The following is an 18,282-nucleotide window of genomic DNA, read 5'->3' as shown; positions in this document are numbered from 1 at the left end:
CCTCCTGCCGTCCGACGTGGCCAAGCGCTTCACCGGCCGAGGGCTGGACCTGCTCGACCTCGGAACCCGTCTCCCTGCACGCAAGCCTCAGCGAGGACGGCTACGGCGAGTTCGGCGACCTCGTCGAGGACACCGACACGCCCGCCCCCTGGCAGGCCGTCACCCACCACCTCCTCCAGGACACCATCAGGAGCCTGCTCACCGGCATGACCGCCCGCGAGGCCGGCATCGTCTCCCTGCGCTACGGACTCACCGACGGCCGCCCCCGGACCCTGGAGGAGACCGGACACGTCCACGGCGTCACCCGGGAACGCATCCGCCAGATCGAGGCCAAGACCATGACCAAGCTCCGTCACCCGTCCCGCTCACAGGTACCGCAGGACTACCTCGACGGCTCCTGAGCCCGCCGGCCCCGGGGCCGGATCTGATGTGCTGTCGCCTGTGACAACATCGAGCAGGGAGCGTGTCTGACCAGCAGGACTCGGACAACCCGGCCCCCACCCCGGCCCACCGCCGATTCACCGGAGGTCACCCGTGTCGCAGCCCCGTTTCGCCGTCCTCGGCGCCGGCAGCATCGGCTGCCATCTCGGCGGCCACCTCGTCGCCGCCGGGTACGAGGTGGTGTTCATCGGCCGGCCGTCCGGCATGCGGGTACTGCGGGAACGAGGGCTCACACTCACCGGCTCAACCCGTCCGCCCGTCCACCTCACGCCCGACCGGCTGACCCTCGCCACCGGGACCGAGGCCGCTGCCGACGCCGACTACGTACTGGTCACCGTGAAGACCGCGGGAACCGGGGCCGCCGCCAGGGACCTCGCCGCCCACCTCGCCCCCGGCGCCGTCGTGGTCAGCTTCCAGAACGGACTGCACAACCCCGCCACCCTGCGCCCCGCCCTGCCGGCACACACCGTGCTCGCCGGCATGGTGCCCTACAACGTGGTCCAGTCCGAACCCGGCACCGTCCACCAGGGCATGCCGGGCACGCTCCTGACCGAGCCCGACGACACCCTCCACGCGGCCCTGCGCAGCGCGAACCTGGCGGTCGAGGCTCGCAGCGACATGACCGCCGTACAGCACGCCAAACTGCTGATGAACCTGAACAACGCGATCAACGCCCTGTCCGGGCTGCCGCTGCGCGACCAACTCGGCCAACGCGCCTACCGCCGCTGCCTGGCCCTGTGCCAGCGCGAAGCCCTCGCCGCCTACCGCGCCGCCGGAATCACCCCCGCCCGTCTCGGGCCGACCTCGTCGCGCCTGACCCCGTACATACTCGAACTGCCCGACGCCGCGTTCCGCCGGGTGGCCGCGGCTTCCCTCCGGATCGACGCCCACGCGCGCTCCTCGATGTGGGAGGACCTGCAGCGCGGCCGCCCGACAGAGATCGATTCACTGCAGGGCGAGATCGTCGCCGTCGCCCGCAGCCACGGACACAGGGCCGCCGCCAACGCCCGGCTCGCGGCCCTGGTGCACGAGGCGGAGACCACCCCGCGCACATGGACCGGAGCGGAGCTGTACGCCGAGCTTCGTGCCGCGGCCTGAACCCCGCTCCCCAGGGTGTTGTCTCCGGCTCGGACGAGTCGCCGGATGTCACCGCGCACCCGGTAGAAGCCGCCGGCCGCCGTGTGGAGGGAGTCCACGACAGAGCGGGCCCCGGGCTCGCGTATCGCGCGGGGGAACTGGACGTTCAGCGACTGGTCGTAGCCGTGCGACACGACGTGCACCCGGACCCGGCCCGCCTCCTGGACGCACTCCACGACAATCGCCCCGGTGGGCGCCTGCGCGACGGTGGTCACCGCACCCACGGTCGTGGCCGGCGCGTAGGCCGGCATCGCCGCGGCCGGCTTGACGTCCGCGCCACCGGCACCGAGCCCTGCAGGGCCGCCGGAGCGCGGGCTTGCCGTCGCCGGGATCACGCCGGTCTGGGCGCGGTGTTCAACTGGTCCGTCAGGTCACTGAGTGTGGTCGGCACCGTGGGCTGTCCGGGCGGAACCGGTGCCGTGATCCGGCCACGGAGCGCCCCGGGCGGGCGCGGCCGGCACGACAGGCGTCGCAACGCTCGTGCGGGTGGCGGTCGTCGGAGTGGCTCTGTCCGCGCCTCTGGATAGGGTCGAGACGTGGACCGCAGCAGCAGGCAGCCGTACGACGTACTCGTCGGGGAAGCGGTGGACGAGCCGTCGCCCCGGGCGGCCCGGGCCCTGTGGTGGGGGTCGGCCGGTCTGGTGCTCACCGTCCTCGGCACCTCGGTGGTGGTCGCCGGCGCGGAACACGCAGGCCGGCTGTCCGCGGCCGTGGCGCTGGTCCTCGTACAGGTCGGCGCCCTGAGGTGGGTGGTGCGGGCCCCGGTCGCCGTGCTGGCCGCGACCGCGGCGGCGGGGCTCGCGGTGTGGGCGCTGTTGCCGACGGTGACCTTGACCGGGGCCCTGCTCGCGGCGCAGGTCGCCTTGTGCGTGCTGTCGGCGGTCAGGCCGCGGCGGGTGTCGGTGTCGGCACTCGTGGCGATGTGCCTGGTGACGCCGCCGGCCTTCGGCGCGGGCGGTCCCGCGGGCCTGGCGGTCCTTCTGCTGACAGTGGTCCTGGCGTGGACCGCGGGACAGTGGCGCAGGGCGCAGCGGGCCCGGACGAGGTCGGAGTCGCGCCGGGCCGTGGTGGAGGAGCGGGCGCGGATCGCGCGCGAGGTGCACGACGTCGTGGCGCACACCCTGTCGGTGATGGTCGTCCAGGCGGGTGCCGCCGACGACGTGTTCACCCGGCAGCCCGAACGGGCTCGTGAGGCGTTGCGGGCCATCGAGTCCGGCGCCCGGTCGGCGCTCGGCGAACTGCGCCTGCTGCTCCGGGCGTTCGGGACCGAAGCGGCTGAGGAGGGGACGGGGGAGCCGCGGCAGCCGGGGCCCTCGCTGGCGCGTCTGGACGAACTGGCCGACAGCGTGCGGGCGACCGGGATGACCGTGCACGTGGACCGCGACGGCACCACCGAGGGGGTGCCGGCCACGGTGGACCTGGCGGCGTACCGGATCGTGCAGGAATCCCTGACCAACACCCTGCGCCACGCGGCGGGCGCCGACGAGGTGAGCGTACGGGTGCGGGTGGAAAGGAAGTGCGTGGAGGTCACCGTGGTCGACAACGGCCGTACGGCACAAGGCCGTTCGGGTATGGCGGGATCGGGGCGCGGGCTCGTGGGGATGCGGGAGCGAGCGCGGCTCGTGGGCGGCAGTCTCCGTGCGGGCCCGTTGCCCGGCGGCGGGTTCGAGGTGGCGGCGCGGCTGCCGGTGGAGCGTGTGTGATGACGTTGCGTGTGGTCTTGGCCGACGACCAGGCCCTGGTCCGTACCGGATTCCGCATGATCATCGACGCTCGGGACGACCTGCAGGTGGTCGGTGAGGCGGCCGACGGCGGCGAAGCGGTGCGGCTGACCCGGGAACTGGCGCCCGACGTGGTGCTGATGGACGTACGCATGCCCGTCGTGGACGGCATCGAGGCGACCCGGCGGATCGTGGCGGACGGCAGCCGGGCCCGGGTGCTCGTGCTGACCACCTGGGACGTGGACGTGCACGTGGTCGCCGCGCTGCGGGCCGGAGCCAGCGGTTTCCTGCTGAAGGACATCGGTGCCCCCGACCTCGTCGACGCGATCCGTGTCACCGCGCGCGGTGACGCACTGCTGGCGCCCACCGTGCTGAGCCGCGTCCTCGACCGGTTCCTGCGCACCACGCCCGACCCGGCGCCCCCGCCCTCGCTGCGGGACCTCTCCGGCCGCGAGCGGGAGGTGCTCACCCTGATCGGGCAGGCCCTGTCGAACGCGGAGATCGCCGAGCGGCTGCGACTGTCGGAGGCCACCGTCAAGAACCACGTCACCGCGGTGCTGCGCAAACTGGGCCTGCGCGACCGCGTCCAGGCCGTCGTCGCCGCCTACGACCACGGCCTCGTACGACCGCGCCGCCCCTGACGGCACCGGCACCGGGCCCTCCTCCTCAGGGAGGAGACCGGGCCGCGGTCCTCCCGTGCTCCCAGCGGCGCTCCGTCCCCGCGGCCGATCCGCGGCCCGGGTGACCGGTCCTAGCGTCGACATGTGACCGATGACCTGGCCTGCCTCATGTACCTGCTCGCCCACGACGACGCGGCCGACGGCCCGTACGACCGCTCCCGGACCGAACTCCTGGTCCGTGCCGCCGCCCTCGCCGACCTCGCACTGCGCGGCCGGCTGGGGGAGGACCGCGGCACGGTCACCGTGTCCGGCGCGGAACCGACCGGCGACCCCGTCCTGGACGGAGTGCTGCGCGACGCCGTCGGCGGGCACGGCTGGAAACAGCTCGTGCGCCGGCATCGCAGGCGGACCCTGACGGAGGTCGAGGACCGGCTCGCCACGGCGGGACTCCTCACCCTGCGGGCGCCCCGCCTCCGCCTCGGCACCCGCCGGTCGACCGTGACGGACCACGCCCGGTCCGCGGCACTCCGCGCCAGGGTGTCCGCGGCGCTGCACGGGGACGGCCCCGTGCGGGAGGTCCCCGCCGCCGACGCCGTGCTGCTGGCACTGGCCGCGGCGGGCCGGGTCCGCGCGGTCGTGTCACGACAGGACCAGAAGGCCCACCGGGCCCGTATCGACGCCTGCACAGGGCGCCTCGGCGACCTCGCGCCCGGCCTGGAGCACGCCGTACGCGCGCTGCCGACGACCATGATCGCCGCGCAGGGCGGCATGGGCGGCAGCTGACCACAAGGGGGAGACGATGACAAAGCACCGCACCTCGACCGCCCTGGCCTGCGCCCTGACCGCCCTGCTCGCGACGGCCCGGTCGCCGGCGCCACCCACCGGGCCCGCCGTCGCCACCACGGTGCACACCCGCGAAGGGCTGGTGCGGGGAGCCGCACACGACGGGTACCGCACCTTCGAGGGCATCCCCTACGCGGCACCGCCGGTCGGCCCGCTGCGCTGGGCGGCGCCGCGCCGCCCGGTCGCCTGGACCGGCGAACGGGACGCGACCCGGCCCGCGAGCGCCTGCCCGCAGCCGGCCGGCGAGGTGCCCGGCGGCAGCACCGACGAGGACTGCCTCCGTCTGAACGTCACGACACCCGACGGCGCGGCACCGGCGCGCCCCCGGCCGGTGGTCGTGTGGCTGCACGGCGGCGGTTTCACCACCGGCGCGGGCAGCTCGTACGACGCCCACCGCATGGCCACCCGGGGCGACGTCGTGGTCGTCACCGTCAACTACCGCCTGGGCGCGCTCGGTTTCCTCGCGCACGCGGGGCTGCCCGGCTCGGGTACCTTCGGTCTGGCCGACCAGCAGGCGGCGCTGCGCTGGGTCCGCACCGGCATCCGTGCCTTCGGCGGCGACCCGCACAACGTGACGCTGGCCGGCGAGTCGGCGGGCGGTTACAGCGTCTGTGCCCAACTCGCCTCGCCCGCGGCCGCCGGGCTCTTCGATCGCGCGATCATCGAGAGCGGCCCCTGCACCGGCAGCCCCGACCGTCCCTTCGCACCGTCCGCCGTCCCGCTGTCCACGGCACGTGGCGCGGGCGCGGACCTCGCGGCGAAGGTCGGCTGCGGCTCCTCGCGTGACGTCCTCGCCTGTCTGCGGCGCGTGCGCGTCTCCCGGCTGCTCGCCGCCCAGGGCACGGACCGACAGCCCGCCTACGGCAGCCCGTTGCTGCCCGGTGATCCCGCGGCGGCGATCACCGGCGGCCGCTTCCACCATGTCCCCGTGCTCATCGGGAACAACCACGACGAGGGCAACGGCTGGGCCGCCGGCATCGTCCAGGCCGGCCACCCCGTCACCCCCGCCACCTGGCCCGACGTCGTGGCCGCCTTCTTCCCCTCCCCGGGGCAGGCGAAGGCGATCGTCGACGAGTACCCCGTGCACGGCGCCGACGGCGGCCCGGTGTTCGGCGCGGTCATCGGCGACGCGAACTTCGCCTGTCCGACGGCGCGCACCGGCGGCCTCCTCGCGGCCCGGGTGCCGGTCTGGCGTTACGAGTTCGCCGACGAGCACACGCCACCCCTCACCCCGGGCACCCCGCCGTTCCCGCTCGGCGCACCGCACGCGAGTGAACTTCCCTACCTGTTCGACCTGGGCGGCCGCCCCCGCGAGCTGACCGCGGCCCAGCACCGGCTGGCCGACACGATGATCGACTACTGGGCCCGCTTCGCCCGCACCGCCGACCCGAACGGCCCGTCGTCGCCGCGGTGGTCCCGGCGGACGGTGCTGTCCCTGGCTCCGGACCGCATCGTCCCCACGCGCACGGCGCAGTCCCGCCACCACTGCGCGTTCTGGAACGCGCTCGAGTAGCCGGGGCGAAGACCATCGCGCGGTCCGCCCGCCCGGACGGCCGGCCCACGGCACGGGGGTGTGGGCCGGCCCTCGTCGGTCAGTCGCGTGCCGGGGGAGTGTAGAAGTCGCCCACGGACGTCCAGACGCCGTTCTTGACCTCCACCTTCTGCACGCTGCGCGTACCCAGGTGGTTGCTCGCGCCGAAGCTCATGACCGGCGACACCCCCGGGTCCACCTTGGCCGCCTTCTGGTAGGCGGCGGTGAGGGACTGGGCCGTGACGGGCCCCTTGACGGTCTTCGCGATCTCGGCGAACACCTTGGCGTTGCTCCAGCCCCACAGGGCGAGGAAGCCCGCGGTCTGGCCGGGCTCGTACGTGGCCATCGCGGTCCGGAACTCCTTCACCGCGGGGTCGTCGTCCGAGGGCGCCTTGACCAGCTGGACGGCCTTGAGACCCTCGGCGGCATCCTTGGCCAGGGCGATCGTCGACTCGGCCGCCACCGGGGCGTAGGCGTACGTGGGCAGCGAAAGGCCCTGCAGCTTGGCCTCCTTGAGGAAGGCCGCCGCCTCGGGAGAGGTGAGGATCAGGATGACCGCCTGCGGCTTCGCCGACTTCACCTTGCTGATGACCGGTGTGTAGTCGGTGGTCTGGTACTTGACCGGCAGCCGCTCGACGTCGACCGAGGGGTCCAGCTTCTTCGCGACGGGCGCCACCTGCTCGGCCACGTTCACGAACGCGGCCGGGTCGCTGTGCACGACGAGGATCTTCTTCGCACCGTCCTGTACCGCCCACGCGGCGACCGCCGCGGCCTGGTCCTCGTAGAGGGTCTGGGTGCCGAACAGACCGGCGCGCGGCGGCTTGTACCAGTTCTCGGCGCCGCCCACCTCATTGAGGACCGGCACCTTGGACTGGGTGAGGACGAACGGGAAGGCCGCCTCCGCCTGGGAGGTGCCGTTCGCGTTGACGATGGCCACGACCTTGTCCTGGCCGACCAGTTCACGCGCGATCTGCACGGTCTGCTGCGGATCGGCCGCGTTGTCCTTCACGGTCCACTCGATCTTGCGGCCGTTGACGCCGCCCTGGGCGTTGAGCATCTTGAAGTACGCGTCGGCGCCCGCCTTCTCGGCCACGCCGTACGTGGCGGTGGAGCCCGTGAGGGGCAGCCACGCGCCGATGTGGATCTCGGAGGAGCTGCTGCCCGCCGACGCCGAGTCCTGACCGGCGCATGCGCTTGCGGTCAGTGCCAGCACGGCGAGAACGGCGGTCGCTCCCGCCGCACGGCGGGATCTGCTGATTGTCCGGAACACGGTCCACCTCGTTCACAACGATCACAACGGTTACTACGGGCGCAGGGGGCGCAAAGGGCGCGAGGGGTGCAGGGGGTGCAACGGGACGTCACTGCACCGGGGAGGTCCGGGCGGTGGCCGCCGCGGTCGTGGCGGGCCCAGGGCCGCCGCTGAAGTACGCCGATTCCGCCAGGGCGGCGAACTCCGCCTCGCCCGGCCGTCCTCGGGCGGCGACGACGCCCTCGTGCAGGACGGCCACCTCGTGGCAGACGGACATGGCCCGGCTGAGCGACTGCTCCAGCAGCACCACCGTCAGGCCGTCGTGAGTCAGCCCGACCAGCCGGTCGTAGACCTCGTCCACCAGGGCGGGGGCCAGTCCCAGGGCCGGTTCGTCGACGATCAGGACGTCCGGCCGGGCGATCAGCGCGCGGGCGATGGCGAGCATCTGCTGCTCGCCGCCGGACAACCCGGCGGCCGGGGCGGACATCCGGTCCCGCAGCCGTGCCGGCAGCCACTGGACGGTATCCGCCAGCCGCTCGCGCAGCTCCGAGCCGGTGATGCCGGAGGCGTACGCCGCGACCTCCAGGTTCTCGCGCAGCGACAGTGTCCTGAACAGCCCGCGGCCCTCGGGAACCAGGCTCGTGCGTACGGAGCCGCCCGATTCCCGCATGCCATCGGTAGGTCGGAGCGAGCCGTGCAGGATGCCGGCGAGGGTGCTCTTGCCCGCGCCGTTGGCCCCCGCGACACCGAGCACGCTTCCTTCGCGGACGTCGAGGTCGACGTCCCGCAGGGCGGCCACACCGCCGTACGAGTGACCTGTCCCGCGCAGCCGGATCAGGCTCCGTTTGCCCACGGAGTCCGGCAGTTGGGCCCGGTTGCCCACGGTGCCCAGGTAGGACGACCGCACCTTCGGATCCTGGAGCACGGTGTCCGGGGTGCCGTCGCCGATGGTGCGGCCGAAGTCGAAGGCGAGCACCCGGTGGGCGACGGAGAAGAGGTCGTCGAGGACGTGGTCGATGACGACCACGGCGGTGCCCTCGGCGTTGAGCCGTCTGATGTGCTGGGCCAGCAAGGCCCGTTCGCCGGTGTCGAGGCCGCCGAAGGGCTCGTCCAGGATCAGCAGCCGCGGCCGCTCGGCCATCGCCCGCGCGAGGTCGAGGCGCTTCTGCAGGCCGAAGGGCAGCTCCGTGGGGCGACGGTCCGCCACGTCCGCGAGGCCCACGGAGTGCAGCAGTCGGGTGACGGCGTCCCGGTCGCGGGATGTGACGCGGCGGCGGGTGCACAACACGTTCTCGGCGACGGTGAGTTCGGAGAACACCTCCGCGTGCTGGAAGGTACGGCCGATCCCCAGCCGCCGGCGTGCGGTGGCCCTGGCCGTCAGCAGCGGCCGTCCCGCGAAGTCGGCCGTGCCGCTGACGCGTCCGTTGCCGGTCAGCCCGGACAGCACGTTCAACAGGGTTGTCTTGCCAGCTCCGTTGGGTCCGATGACGGCCAGGATCTCGTCCTGCCGCACGGACAGCGAGGCGTCCTCCAGGGCCTTGAGTCCGCCGTACGCGACGGACACGTGCTCCAGGTGGAGGAGGGTGGGGGCCTCGCCGCCCGTCCCCGACGAGCGACCGGCGGGCGGGGGTGGTGCGGAGGACCCGGCGGACGGCGCCGGCCCGGTCTCCGGCCGTCCGGCGGAAGGCTCGGGGGACGGCGGGCGCCCGGTGGCCGGCCGTCGACGTACGCGCCGCAGGACGCCTCGCGCGGGCGCGGTGAGGGACGGTACGACTCCCGCGGGCAGGAAGAGGAGGATCGCGATGAGGACGACACCCTGCACCACCGGCTGGGGCATCCCCACGGTGGACGAGAGCGAGGGGCTCCAGGTCAGATAGATGCCGCCGGCCACGGCGCCGAGGACCGAGCCGACCCCGCCGAGCACGCACGCCGCGATCAGTGAGATGCCGAAGGCGAGCGAGAACGGGTCCGGGCTGACGAACCCGGTGATCAGGCCGAGCAGCACGCCCGCGAAGCTCGTGCACGCTCCGCTCACCGCGAACGACAGCGACGACTGGGCCTCCGGCGCGATCCCGACCGTACGGGCGGCCATCGGATGCGACTTGGCGGCCACCAGGCGCATCCGCAGCGCCGAGGCGCGGGCGGGCACGGCCAGGGCGAGGACCACGGCCGCCGCGCCCACCGCGAGGTACTGGGCCTGGGTGCCACCGCCCGGAAACGTGCCGAGGCCCAGGGCGCTGCGCAACTGGAGCACCGGTACGCCCTGGTCGCCCCCGGTCACGCTGCTCCACCTGTTGACCAGTTCCAGCGTCACGGTGGTGAAGGCGAGGGTCAGCAGGGCGATGTAGAGCACCGAGAACCGGGCGCCCGCGTATCCGAGAAAGGCCCCCAGGGCGGCACCGACGGCGACCGCCCCCAGCACCACCGCCTCCAGCGCCCAGCCGTGCGCGCTGCCGTACGCCGCGAAGTAGGCGCCGATGGCGAAGAACGCGGGGTGGCCGACCGACCAGATGCCGGACCAGCCGGCGAGCAGGCCGACCGACAGGACGACGATCGTGTACACGGCCGCCAGCGCCACCGAGTACATCTGGTACGCCGGGATCGCACCGGCCGCCATGAACACCATGAGCACCGTGCCGGCGGCCGGTCCCAGGGCGGCCCTCGCCAGGACCGAACGGTTGAAGACCATGGATGCGACCCCTCAGACGCGCTGGAAGGTGCGGGTGCCGAACAGGCCCTGGGGGCGGATCAGCAGCACCAGCACGGTGAACGAGAACACGAACGTGTCGCGGAAGCTGGCGGAGACGTAGTTCGCCGCCAGGTTGTCCAGGACACCGATGGCCAGCCCGCCGACGACGGCGCCGTACATGCTGGTCAGGCCGCCCAGGAAGATCCCGGCGAAGGCCCGGAACAGCGGTGCGGTGAGCGCCGTGGTGGCAAGTCCCGAGCGCGGCGCGTACAGGCACGCGGCCAGCGCGGCGAGGCCGAGGCCCAGGGCCCAGGAGATGCGGGCGAGTCGCTGGGCGCCGAGGCCGACGACCCGGGCCGTCTCGGCCGACTCGGCCACGGCACGCATGGCCGAGCCGAGCGTGGTGCGCGAGAACAGAAAGCCCACCAGAGCCATCGCCACCGCGGCGACCCCGACGGTCACCAGACTCTGCACCGGCAGCGCCGCGCCCGACCAGCGCACGGTGCCGTCCACCAGGTTGGGGAAGGCCCTGGGCTGCTCGCCCCAGACCGACCCGGCCAGGTTCTCGGCGATCAGCGAGACCCCCATGGTTACGACGAGCGCGGAGAACAGCTGTCCCTGGCCCAGCGGCCGGATCACGGTCTCGCGCACCAGCAGGCCCGCCGCGACCGTGACCGCGACGGCGGCGAGGAGACCGAGCACCGTCGCCACGCCGCGGTCGTGGAGCGAGACCGCCACGTACAGGCCCAGGGTCGCGAGCGACGCCATCGCGAAGTTCACGACGTCCGTGGCCCGGTAGATGATGACCAGCCCGAGGCCCATGAGGCCGTACACGGCTCCACTCGCCACACCGCTGACCAGGACAAGCAGGAACTGACTCACAGTCCCTCCCTCGGGGAAGAGCGCGTTTCACGCCACGTGTGCAGGACGTACCGGCACCGCGGCCGTCGCCAAATCAAAGTGAACTCACTTCAGTAAGCTAGGCACTGCGGTGCCGGGCGGGCAAGACTCGTGCACGGGATTTGTGCGGGCCGCCCTGGGGGCGGTCTCAGTGGTCGTCGGCCGTGGGCTGCCCGGCGAGCGCGGTGCGGGCCGCCGCCAGCCCGAAGACCAGGGCGGGGGCGAGGCCGCCCGCGTAGGCACGCCGGTACAGCCCGCCCGCGTCCGCGCCGGCCGCGAGCAGCCCGGGGACCGGCCGGCATCCGTCGGCGCCCGCGCTGCCGGGCCCGGACAGGACGCGGGCCGCCGGGTCGATCGGCAGGCCGCCGAAGGTGAACGTGACCGCGGGGGCGGCCTCGATGACGTAGAAGGGGGGTTCGTCCAGCGGACGGGAGTCCAGCAGGCGCCCGGGCACCGGGGACCCGCCCGATGCCGCGGCGGCGTTGAACTCCCTGATGCGGTCGCGGATCACGGCGCCGGGATAGCCCCACTCCTCGGGCATCGACGCGAAGTCCTCCAGATCCTCCGCCACTGCGCAGCGGGCCCCCGCGCGATGGCACAGCTGGAACTTGTCGACGCCCGGGATGCCCTGGACGTACGAGGCGCTGATCCACTCCCGGTGCACGCGCGCGTCGGCGACCAGCAGGCCGCGGGCCTGCGGCCGGTCGAGCAGGGCCATGGCGGTGAGATGGTCGCCGGCCGTCTCGTCGGCGAAGCGCTCACCCGTGGTGTCGAACAGCAGGGCGTGCTCGCTGTAGTAGAGCGCGAGGTCGACGAAGCGCGCGGGGTCGGCGAGGGAGACGCCCGCCGGCATCAGATGGCCGTAGAAACCGGCGTCCTTCGCGCCGAACCCCGCTCCCGCGGTCCGGCCGAGCGCGAGTCCGTCGCCGCGGCTGTGCGGGTTGGCCCGCAGCGCGACGTCCGCGGCCTGCGGGTGGAGGTGCTGGGCGCGCAGCTCGGGGTCGCCCTGGAAGCCGCCGGTCGCGAGCAGGGTCCAGGTGCCCTCGATACGGCGTGCCGAGCCGTCCGGCAGGAGGCACTCGGCCCCCGTCACCCGGCCGTTCTCCGTCAGGAGGGTGCGGGTCCAGGTGCCGGTCAGCACCTCCTGGCCCCGGTCCCGGACGAGTCGTTCGCAGGTGTCGAGGTAGTGGTTGGTGTCGACCTGGTGCCCGCGGCCGAAGCCGAGAACGGGCACCGGCGGCCTGCATTCCACGCCGAGCGACCGCACCCAGGCCACTCCGTCGGCGAATCCGTCGACCAGGGCCGCGGCCAGCTCCGGATCGCCGTCCGGATTGACCCGGCGCAACTCCTCGACCGTCGGGGCGGTCCAGAGGAAGCCGGCGAAGCGGGCGGAACCGCCCACGCGTTCCGCCTTCTCCACCAGCACCACCGAGCCGCCCCCGGCCGCCACCCGGGCGGCGGCCGAAAGCCCCGCCATGCCGCCCCCGATCACCAGCAGATCCACCGTGTCCGCGCCCATGGGCAGTCCTCCGCCTCCGTGTCACCGAGTGGGACACGACGCTAATTGAACTCACTTCTGTAGTCGATAGGTCGGTACCGGTGCGCTGCGGCGGTGCTGTTTCGGCCGGGGTCGGTGCCGCGGCCGGGAGCTCGGCCCGGGAGTCGGCCGTCGGCTCAGTCGGGAACGACGACCGCGCGCCCCCGGACCGCGCCCGCGCGCAGCCTTTCGAACGCTTCCGGGGCGCTGGACAGCGGGTACCGCTCGACCTCCACGTGCAGGGCGCCCTCGCGGGCCAGGGCGACCACCCGTTCGAGCTCGGGCACGGTTCCCCAGAAGGGCAGCGAGATCCGCGTTCCGGGAGGGAGTGCGCCGGGCTTGCGGACCGTCAGTTCACCGCCCCCGCTGCCGACGACGACCAGCTCCCCGCCGGCCCGCAGTACGGCGACGGCGAGTTCCAGGCTGGAGCGGCTGCCGACGAAGTCGAGCACGGCCGCCGCGCCGGTCCCGCTCGTCCGGTCCCGCAGGATCCGGGCGGTGTCGGGCCGCAACAGCGTCGCGAAGTGCGCGCCGCAGGCGTCGGCCAGGGCCAGCGCCTCCTCCCGTACGTCCACGGCCAGCACCTGTGCGGTCGTCGTGGCCCGCAGGATCTGGACCGCGAGGTGGCCCAGCCCGCCGACGCCGAGAACGACCACGCTCACGCCGTCGGTGAGGGGGTGCCCTGCGGCGGTGACGGCGTGGTACGCGGTGAGCCCGGCGTCGGTCAGCGGCGCCGCCTGGACCGCGTCCAGCTCGCCCACCGGGACCAGTTGCCGCCCGGACGGCACGAGCACCGTGTCGGCCATCCCTCCGTCGCGGCCCAGACCCGCCCCGGTGCCGGCCAGCTCCCGGTCGAGCTCCGGTCGCCGGTCGCAGTAGTTCTCCGCGCCCGTGACGCAGTTCGCGCACCGCCCGCAGCCCCACGGCCCGTACACGACGACGCGCTCGCCGACGGCCGGGCCCACGGCCCGCGGGCCCCGCTCCAGTACCCGGCCGGCGACCTCGTGACCGAGGGTGAACGGAATCCGGTAGGGGAGGCCGCCCGGAGCCGCGTCGACGACATGAAGGTCCGACCGGCACAGCCCGGCCGCCTCGACCCGCACCAGCACTTCCTCGCCCGCGGGCGTCGGCCGCGCCAGTTCGGTGAGGACGGGTGGCCCGCCCCAGTGCGTCAGCCGGACCGCTCTTGTTCTGCCTGTTGACATGGCCGAGACGGTAACAAAAATGAAGTCAGTTCAGTAGGGTCGAAGAGGGTGGAGGGAGAGGTGGCCGCCATGGGTGACGAACGCGGTGACGGGAGGGCGGGCCGTTTCGGCGGACGCGTCGCTCTGGTCACCGGTGCGGGTTCCGGTATCGGAGCGGCGGTCGCCCGGCGACTCGCTCACCAGGGCGCGGAGGTCTTCGTCGCCGACCTCGACGGCGCCGCCGTCGCGGCCGTGGCCGGAGCACTGCCCGGCGCCCACGCGCTGACCATGGACGTCGCGGACCCCGCACAGGTCGACCGGGCGTTCGCGGACGCGACCGCGGCGCACGGGGGCCTGGACGTGGTGGTGCACGCGGCCGGTGTGGACGACCCCGCCGTCAAGGAGTGGATCGCCGAGGCGCTGCTAGACGACCGGCCGCCCGAGGTGACCACGCGGCTGGGCGACGACGCGTGGCGGCGCGTGCTGAGGGTCAACCTCGACGGCACCTTCCACGTGCTGCGCGCCGCACTGCGCGTCATGGTGCCCCGCAGGTCCGGTGCGGTCGTCACCGTCGGTTCCTCCTCGGCCTTCGACACCTTGGCCGGCTATCCGCACTACGCGGCGTCGAAGGCCGGCGCGCACGCGCTGAGCCAGGCCGCCGCCAAGGAGGCGATCGCGTTCGGCGTCCGCGTCAACACGGTGGCGCCGGGGCCGACGGAGACGGGCATGGCGGCGCGCACTCCCGCGGCGCTTCGGCAAGGCTTCGCCGATCCACGGGTCCGGCCCTACGCCAAGCCCGAGGAGATCGCCGACATCGCCCTGTTCCTGGCGAGTGAGGACGCGGCGAATCTCGTGGGCGCGGTCCTGCTGGCCAACGGCGGACGGTTCACGGTGTGAAGGAGGTTCGGATGGTCCGGCTCGATGCCGATCCCGCGCTGCTGCTGGAGACCGAGGAGCGGCGTCAACTACGCATGGTGCTACGGGATGTGCTCACCGATTCCTGCGGACCCGGGCAGGTGCGCGACCAGGCCGCGAGCCCGCGCGGATTCGACCGGGCGCTGTGGGACAGGCTCGCCGGCGAGATCGGCGTGCACGGCCTCGCCGTTCCCGAGGCGTACGGCGGCGCCGGCTACACCCACGCCGAACTCGCCGTCGCCCTGGAGGAGACGGGGCGCGTGCTGTGTCCCGCGCCGCTGCTGCCGACCGTCGTGCTGGCCGGGGAGGCCCTGCTGGCCGGCGGGGACCCGAGGGCCAGCGAACGCTGGCTGCCGGGCATCGCCTCGGGAGCCCGCACGGCCACCGTCGCGGGAATCCTGCACCCGGCTGACGTCACGGCCGAGCGCGGCCCCGACGGCTGGGTGCTGCGGGGCGAGGCGGACTTCGTGCCCGACGGCGAGGGCGCCGATGTGCTGCTGGTCGCCGCCCGCGCCCCGGACGGGGAGCGGCTGTTCGCCTGCGCACCCGACGCCGCGACCTGCCGTCGTACGGCGCGCCGCGTCCTCGACCCCACCCGGCGCCAGGCACAGGTCCGCTTCACGGGAGCCGCGGCCGATCCGGTCGGCGAGCCGGGGCAGGTTCCGGTGATCGCCGCCGCGGTGCTGGACGCCGGACGGGTGGCACTGGCCGCCGAGCATGTGGGAGGCAGCGCCCACGCGCTGGACGCGACCCTGGACTACGTGTCCCACCGAACTCAGTTCGGTCGAGCCATCGGATCCTTCCAGGCGGTCAAGCACCGGCTGGCCGACCTCCTCGTCGCGGTCGAGGGTGCCCGCTCGGTGTCGTCGTACGCGAGTGCCTGCCTGGCCGCGCGGCGGCCGGACCTACCCGTGGCCGCGGCTGCCGCGGCGGTCGCCTGCACCCGCGCCTATCGCCTGGCCACCACCGAATACGTCCAGCTCCACGGCGGAATCGGCTTCACCTGGGAGCATCCGGCCCACCTCTACGTGCGCCGCGCCAGAGCCGACGAGGCACTGTTCGGCACGGGTGACGACCACGGCCTGCGCCTGGCCGGGCTGCTCGGCCTCGCCGGCCGGGGCGACTGACCACTCGTCGGCCGCCGATCTTCCGGACCATTGACAGGGGCATCTACCGCCCCCAGAATCGAACTCAATTCAGTTCAGTTTGGAGGGGCTCATGGCAGTCGAAGACGAGATCCAGTTCGAGCGGGATGGGCAGGTGGCGCGGGTCTGGCTGAACCGCCCGCACAAGAAGAACTGCGTGACCGTGCCGATCCTCAACCGCCTCGACGAGATCATCACCGAGGTCGACGCGGACCCGGAACTGCGGGTGCTGGTGCTGCGCGGGCGCGGCAACACCTTCTGCTCCGGGTTCGACCTGGACAGCCTCAAGGCCGACTTCGTCGGCAGGTCCAACGCGATCGACGTCGCCGTGCTGTCGGCCAAGGTCTGCGACCGGCTGTACTCGATGAAGACCCCGTCGATCGCCGTCCTCGAAGGGCATGTCACCGCCGGCGGCTTCGAGCTGATGATCTCCTGCGACTTCGCGATCGCCGCGGACGACGCCCTGATCGGCGACTTCCACATCCGCCGCGCCCTGTTCGGCGGAGCGGGGCCGATCTACCGGGTGCCCCGCATGATCGGCGTCCGCAAGACCAAGGAGCTCATGCTCACCGGCAAGCTGCTCACCGGGGTCGAGGCCGCCGAGTTCGGCCTCATCAACTCCTCGGCACCCGCCGACAAACTCGACGCCACCGTCGAGGAGTTCGCCGACCAGCTCGTCGACAAGAGCCCCTTCACCATGTGGATCACCAAGATGACCATCGACCGGAGTCTCGACGCGGACATCCAGTCCCTGATGGTCATGGAACACCTCGCCGTCGGCGTGATGCTCAACTCCGAGGACGCGGCGGAGGGCGTGGCGGCCTTCCTGGAGAAGCGGGAACCGCAGTGGAAGGGCCGCTGAGCGCCCCGGCGGGGACCGGGAGCCGGCTGCGCGGTTCCCGGTGCGCCGACTGCGCGGTGGCCGCCTACCCGGCCCGCCCCGGGTGCCCCCGCTGCGGGGGCCCCGCCGAGCCGGTGGTGCTCTCCGCCACCGGCACGCTGTGGACCTGGACCGTGCAGCGGTACGCGCCCAAGTCGCCGCCGTACGTCCCGCCCGCCGCCGGGTTCACGCCGTTCACCGTCGGATACGTCGAACTCCCGGAGGGCGTGAGGGTACTGGCCGCCCTGGACATCCGGCCCGAGGACGCGGAGATCGGCATGCCGGTCACCGTCACCGCGGGGGACGGTGTGCCGAGGGCCACGGGAGCCGTCGTATGACCGCCGAGGACGTGCTCGTCTGCGGCGCCGGGATCACCTCCTTCGCCCGGACGGAGGCGAGCGGCCGGGAACTGGCCGTGCAGGCCGTACATGCCGCTCTCCAGGACGCCGGACTCCCGTGGTCGCGGGTGCGGGCCGCGTACGGCGGCAGCGACGCCGCCGGCAACGCCGACACGCTGGTCTCCGAACTCGGCCTGACCGGCGTGCCGTTCACCAACGTCCGCAACGGCTGCGCCACCGGCGGCAGCGCGCTGGTGTCGGCGGTCCACGCGATCCGGTCGGGGGCGGCGGACGTCGCCCTCGCGGTCGGCTTCGACAAGCACCCGCGCGGCGCCTTCGCCCCACGGCCCGCCGACTGGGGGCTGGACGAGGCCTACGGCCGCGACGGGCTGATGGTCACCACGCAGTTCTTCGCGATGAAGATCCAGCGGTACATGCACGACCACGGCATCAGCCCCCGCACCCTCGCACTGGTCGCCGAGAAGGCGTACGCGAACGGCGCGCTCAACCCGCTCGCCTGGCGGCGCAAGCCGCTCGACGCCGACGAGATCCTCGCGTCCGGCATGGTCAACGACCCGCTGACCCGGTACATGTTCTGCTCGCCCGGCCAGGGCGCGGTCGCGCTGGTCCTGTGCAGCCGCGCCGTGGCCCGTGAGCTCGGCGGTACCCCGGTCACGCTGCGGGCGGCCGTCGTACGGACCCGCCGGTTCGGCTCCTTCGAGGTGTTCAGCCCCTGGGCACCGCCAGGGACCCCGACCAGCGTGAGCGCGGACGCCGCGCAACACGCCTTCGAGGAGGCCGGGCTGGGCCCCGGGGACGTCGACGTGTGCCAGCTCCAGGACACCGAGAGCGGCGCCGAGGTGATGCACCTGGCCGAGTGCGGCTTCTGCGCACACGGCGAACAGGAGTCGCTCATCCCCTTCGGGGCGACCGGGATCGGCGGCTCGCTGCCCGTCAACACCGACGGCGGCTGCATCGCCAACGGAGAACCCATAGGAGCCTCCGGGCTGCGCCAAGTACACGAGGTCGTCCAGCAGTTGCGCGGCCGTGCGGGCGAGCGCCAGGTGCCCGGTGCTCCGATGGCCGGCTTCACCCACGTGTACGGGGCGCCGGGCGTCAGCGCCTGCACCGTGCTGACCCGCTGAGCGCATC

General features: G+C 73.5%; 15 protein-coding genes and 2 pseudogenes. 11 read left to right on the top strand and 6 right to left on the bottom strand.

The window, feature by feature from the left end; translation table 11 throughout:
• Positions 1–62: 62 nt before the first annotated feature.
• Positions 63–401 (top strand): annotated as a pseudogene (locus tag ACFY6U_RS08030) (sigma factor-like helix-turn-helix DNA-binding protein); the annotation flags it as partial.
• 133 nt (positions 402–534) lie between these two features.
• Entirely contained in the window at positions 535–1,539 is a 1,005-nt protein-coding gene (locus ACFY6U_RS08025; RefSeq protein ID WP_390035804.1) for a 2-dehydropantoate 2-reductase, read from the top strand.
• A 32-nt stretch (positions 1,540–1,571) separates the two neighbouring features.
• Here the strand turns inward: ACFY6U_RS08025 and ACFY6U_RS08020 are convergent.
• Positions 1,572–1,897 (bottom strand): annotated as a pseudogene (locus tag ACFY6U_RS08020) (molybdenum metabolism regulator); the annotation flags it as partial.
• 217 nt (positions 1,898–2,114) lie between these two features.
• Here ACFY6U_RS08020 and ACFY6U_RS08015 point away from each other — a divergent pair.
• The 4 genes from ACFY6U_RS08015 (at position 2,115) to ACFY6U_RS08000 (ending at position 6,275) form a co-directional block, all read left to right on the top strand.
• The gene (locus ACFY6U_RS08015) at positions 2,115–3,281 is read left to right on the top strand and encodes a sensor histidine kinase (RefSeq protein WP_390035802.1); all 1,167 of its coding nucleotides are present in this window, start codon (positions 2,115–2,117) and stop codon (positions 3,279–3,281) included.
• Positions 3,281–3,940: a response regulator gene (locus ACFY6U_RS08010; protein ID WP_390035800.1), complete on the top strand. Its 660-nt coding sequence runs from the start codon at positions 3,281–3,283 to the stop codon at positions 3,938–3,940. Before ACFY6U_RS08015 ends, ACFY6U_RS08010 begins: the two co-directional genes overlap by 1 nt.
• A gap of 123 nt (positions 3,941–4,063) precedes the next feature.
• On the top strand, positions 4,064–4,702 hold the full coding sequence (locus ACFY6U_RS08005; protein ID WP_390035799.1) for a GPP34 family phosphoprotein: 639 nt from the start codon (positions 4,064–4,066) through the stop codon (positions 4,700–4,702).
• Positions 4,703–4,718: 16 nt separating this feature from the next.
• Positions 4,719–6,275, top strand: a complete 1,557-nt coding sequence (locus ACFY6U_RS08000) for a carboxylesterase/lipase family protein (protein WP_390035797.1) — start codon at positions 4,719–4,721, stop codon at positions 6,273–6,275.
• A 79-nt stretch (positions 6,276–6,354) separates the two neighbouring features.
• On the opposite strand, the gene ACFY6U_RS07995 is transcribed toward ACFY6U_RS08000, so the two are convergent.
• The 5 genes from ACFY6U_RS07995 to ACFY6U_RS07975 all read right to left on the bottom strand — a co-directional run bounded on the left by ACFY6U_RS07995 (position 6,355) and on the right by ACFY6U_RS07975 (position 13,873).
• Complete coding sequence (locus ACFY6U_RS07995) at positions 6,355–7,563, bottom strand: ABC transporter substrate-binding protein (protein ID WP_390035795.1); 1,209 nt, start codon at positions 7,561–7,563, stop codon at positions 6,355–6,357.
• Positions 7,564–7,651: 88 nt separating this feature from the next.
• Positions 7,652–10,231, bottom strand: coding sequence for an ATP-binding cassette domain-containing protein (locus ACFY6U_RS07990; RefSeq protein WP_390035793.1), 2,580 nt, complete (start codon positions 10,229–10,231; stop codon positions 7,652–7,654).
• A gap of 12 nt (positions 10,232–10,243) precedes the next feature.
• A complete protein-coding gene (locus ACFY6U_RS07985) occupies positions 10,244–11,113 on the bottom strand; it encodes a branched-chain amino acid ABC transporter permease (protein WP_390035791.1) in 870 nt (289 codons plus the stop codon).
• Between the two features lie 166 nt (positions 11,114–11,279).
• Positions 11,280–12,650 (bottom strand): FAD-dependent oxidoreductase, encoded by a 1,371-nt coding sequence (locus ACFY6U_RS07980; protein ID WP_390035789.1) that lies wholly within the window; start codon positions 12,648–12,650, stop codon positions 11,280–11,282.
• Between the two features lie 155 nt (positions 12,651–12,805).
• Positions 12,806–13,873, bottom strand: a complete 1,068-nt coding sequence (locus tag ACFY6U_RS07975; protein ID WP_390035787.1) for an alcohol dehydrogenase catalytic domain-containing protein — start codon at positions 13,871–13,873, stop codon at positions 12,806–12,808.
• 69 nt (positions 13,874–13,942) lie between these two features.
• Here ACFY6U_RS07975 and ACFY6U_RS07970 point away from each other — a divergent pair, with 69 nt between their 5' ends.
• The 5 genes from ACFY6U_RS07970 (at position 13,943) to ACFY6U_RS07950 (ending at position 18,275) form a co-directional block, all read left to right on the top strand.
• Complete coding sequence (locus ACFY6U_RS07970) at positions 13,943–14,749, top strand: SDR family NAD(P)-dependent oxidoreductase (RefSeq protein ID WP_390035785.1); 807 nt, start codon at positions 13,943–13,945, stop codon at positions 14,747–14,749.
• Positions 14,750–14,760: 11 nt separating this feature from the next.
• On the top strand, positions 14,761–15,894 hold the full coding sequence (locus ACFY6U_RS07965; protein ID WP_390035783.1) for an acyl-CoA dehydrogenase family protein: 1,134 nt from the start codon (positions 14,761–14,763) through the stop codon (positions 15,892–15,894).
• Positions 15,895–15,985: 91 nt separating this feature from the next.
• A complete protein-coding gene (locus tag ACFY6U_RS07960) occupies positions 15,986–16,774 on the top strand; it encodes an enoyl-CoA hydratase/isomerase family protein (RefSeq protein WP_351492692.1) in 789 nt (262 codons plus the stop codon).
• On the top strand, positions 16,759–17,130 hold the full coding sequence (locus ACFY6U_RS07955) for a Zn-ribbon domain-containing OB-fold protein (protein WP_390035780.1): 372 nt from the start codon (positions 16,759–16,761) through the stop codon (positions 17,128–17,130). The genes ACFY6U_RS07960 and ACFY6U_RS07955 overlap by 16 nt, the downstream gene beginning before the upstream one ends.
• Positions 17,127–18,275 (top strand): thiolase family protein, encoded by a 1,149-nt coding sequence (locus ACFY6U_RS07950; protein ID WP_390035778.1) that lies wholly within the window; start codon positions 17,127–17,129, stop codon positions 18,273–18,275. Before ACFY6U_RS07955 ends, ACFY6U_RS07950 begins: the two co-directional genes overlap by 4 nt.
• Positions 18,276–18,282 lie beyond the last annotated feature (7 nt).

The sequence above is a fragment of the Streptomyces sp. NPDC013157 genome, assembly GCF_042899865.1.
GTDB lineage: Bacteria > Actinomycetota > Actinomycetes > Streptomycetales > Streptomycetaceae > Streptomyces.
The sequence above is the reverse complement of the archived record's forward strand: the minus strand, read 5'-3'. Positions and strand labels throughout refer to the sequence as shown.

Bases quoted from the DNA above. Each gene is read 5' to 3' on its own strand.
- ACFY6U_RS07960 (WP_351492692.1), top strand. From the start codon at position 15,986: ATGGCAGTCGAAGACGAGATCCAGTTCGAGCGGGATGGGCAGGTGGCG.
- ACFY6U_RS07970 (WP_390035785.1), top strand. From the start codon at position 13,943: ATGGGTGACGAACGCGGTGACGGGAGGGCGGGCCGTTTCGGCGGACGC.
- ACFY6U_RS07990 (WP_390035793.1), bottom strand. From the start codon at position 10,231: ATGGTCTTCAACCGTTCGGTCCTGGCGAGGGCCGCCCTGGGACCGGCC.
- ACFY6U_RS08010 (WP_390035800.1), top strand. From the start codon at position 3,281: ATGACGTTGCGTGTGGTCTTGGCCGACGACCAGGCCCTGGTCCGTACC.
- ACFY6U_RS07965 (WP_390035783.1), top strand. From the start codon at position 14,761: ATGGTCCGGCTCGATGCCGATCCCGCGCTGCTGCTGGAGACCGAGGAG.
- ACFY6U_RS08000 (WP_390035797.1), top strand. From the start codon at position 4,719: ATGACAAAGCACCGCACCTCGACCGCCCTGGCCTGCGCCCTGACCGCC.
- ACFY6U_RS07980 (WP_390035789.1), bottom strand. From the start codon at position 12,650: ATGGGCGCGGACACGGTGGATCTGCTGGTGATCGGGGGCGGCATGGCG.
- ACFY6U_RS07975 (WP_390035787.1), bottom strand. From the start codon at position 13,873: ATGTCAACAGGCAGAACAAGAGCGGTCCGGCTGACGCACTGGGGCGGG.
- ACFY6U_RS07950 (WP_390035778.1), top strand. From the start codon at position 17,127: ATGACCGCCGAGGACGTGCTCGTCTGCGGCGCCGGGATCACCTCCTTC.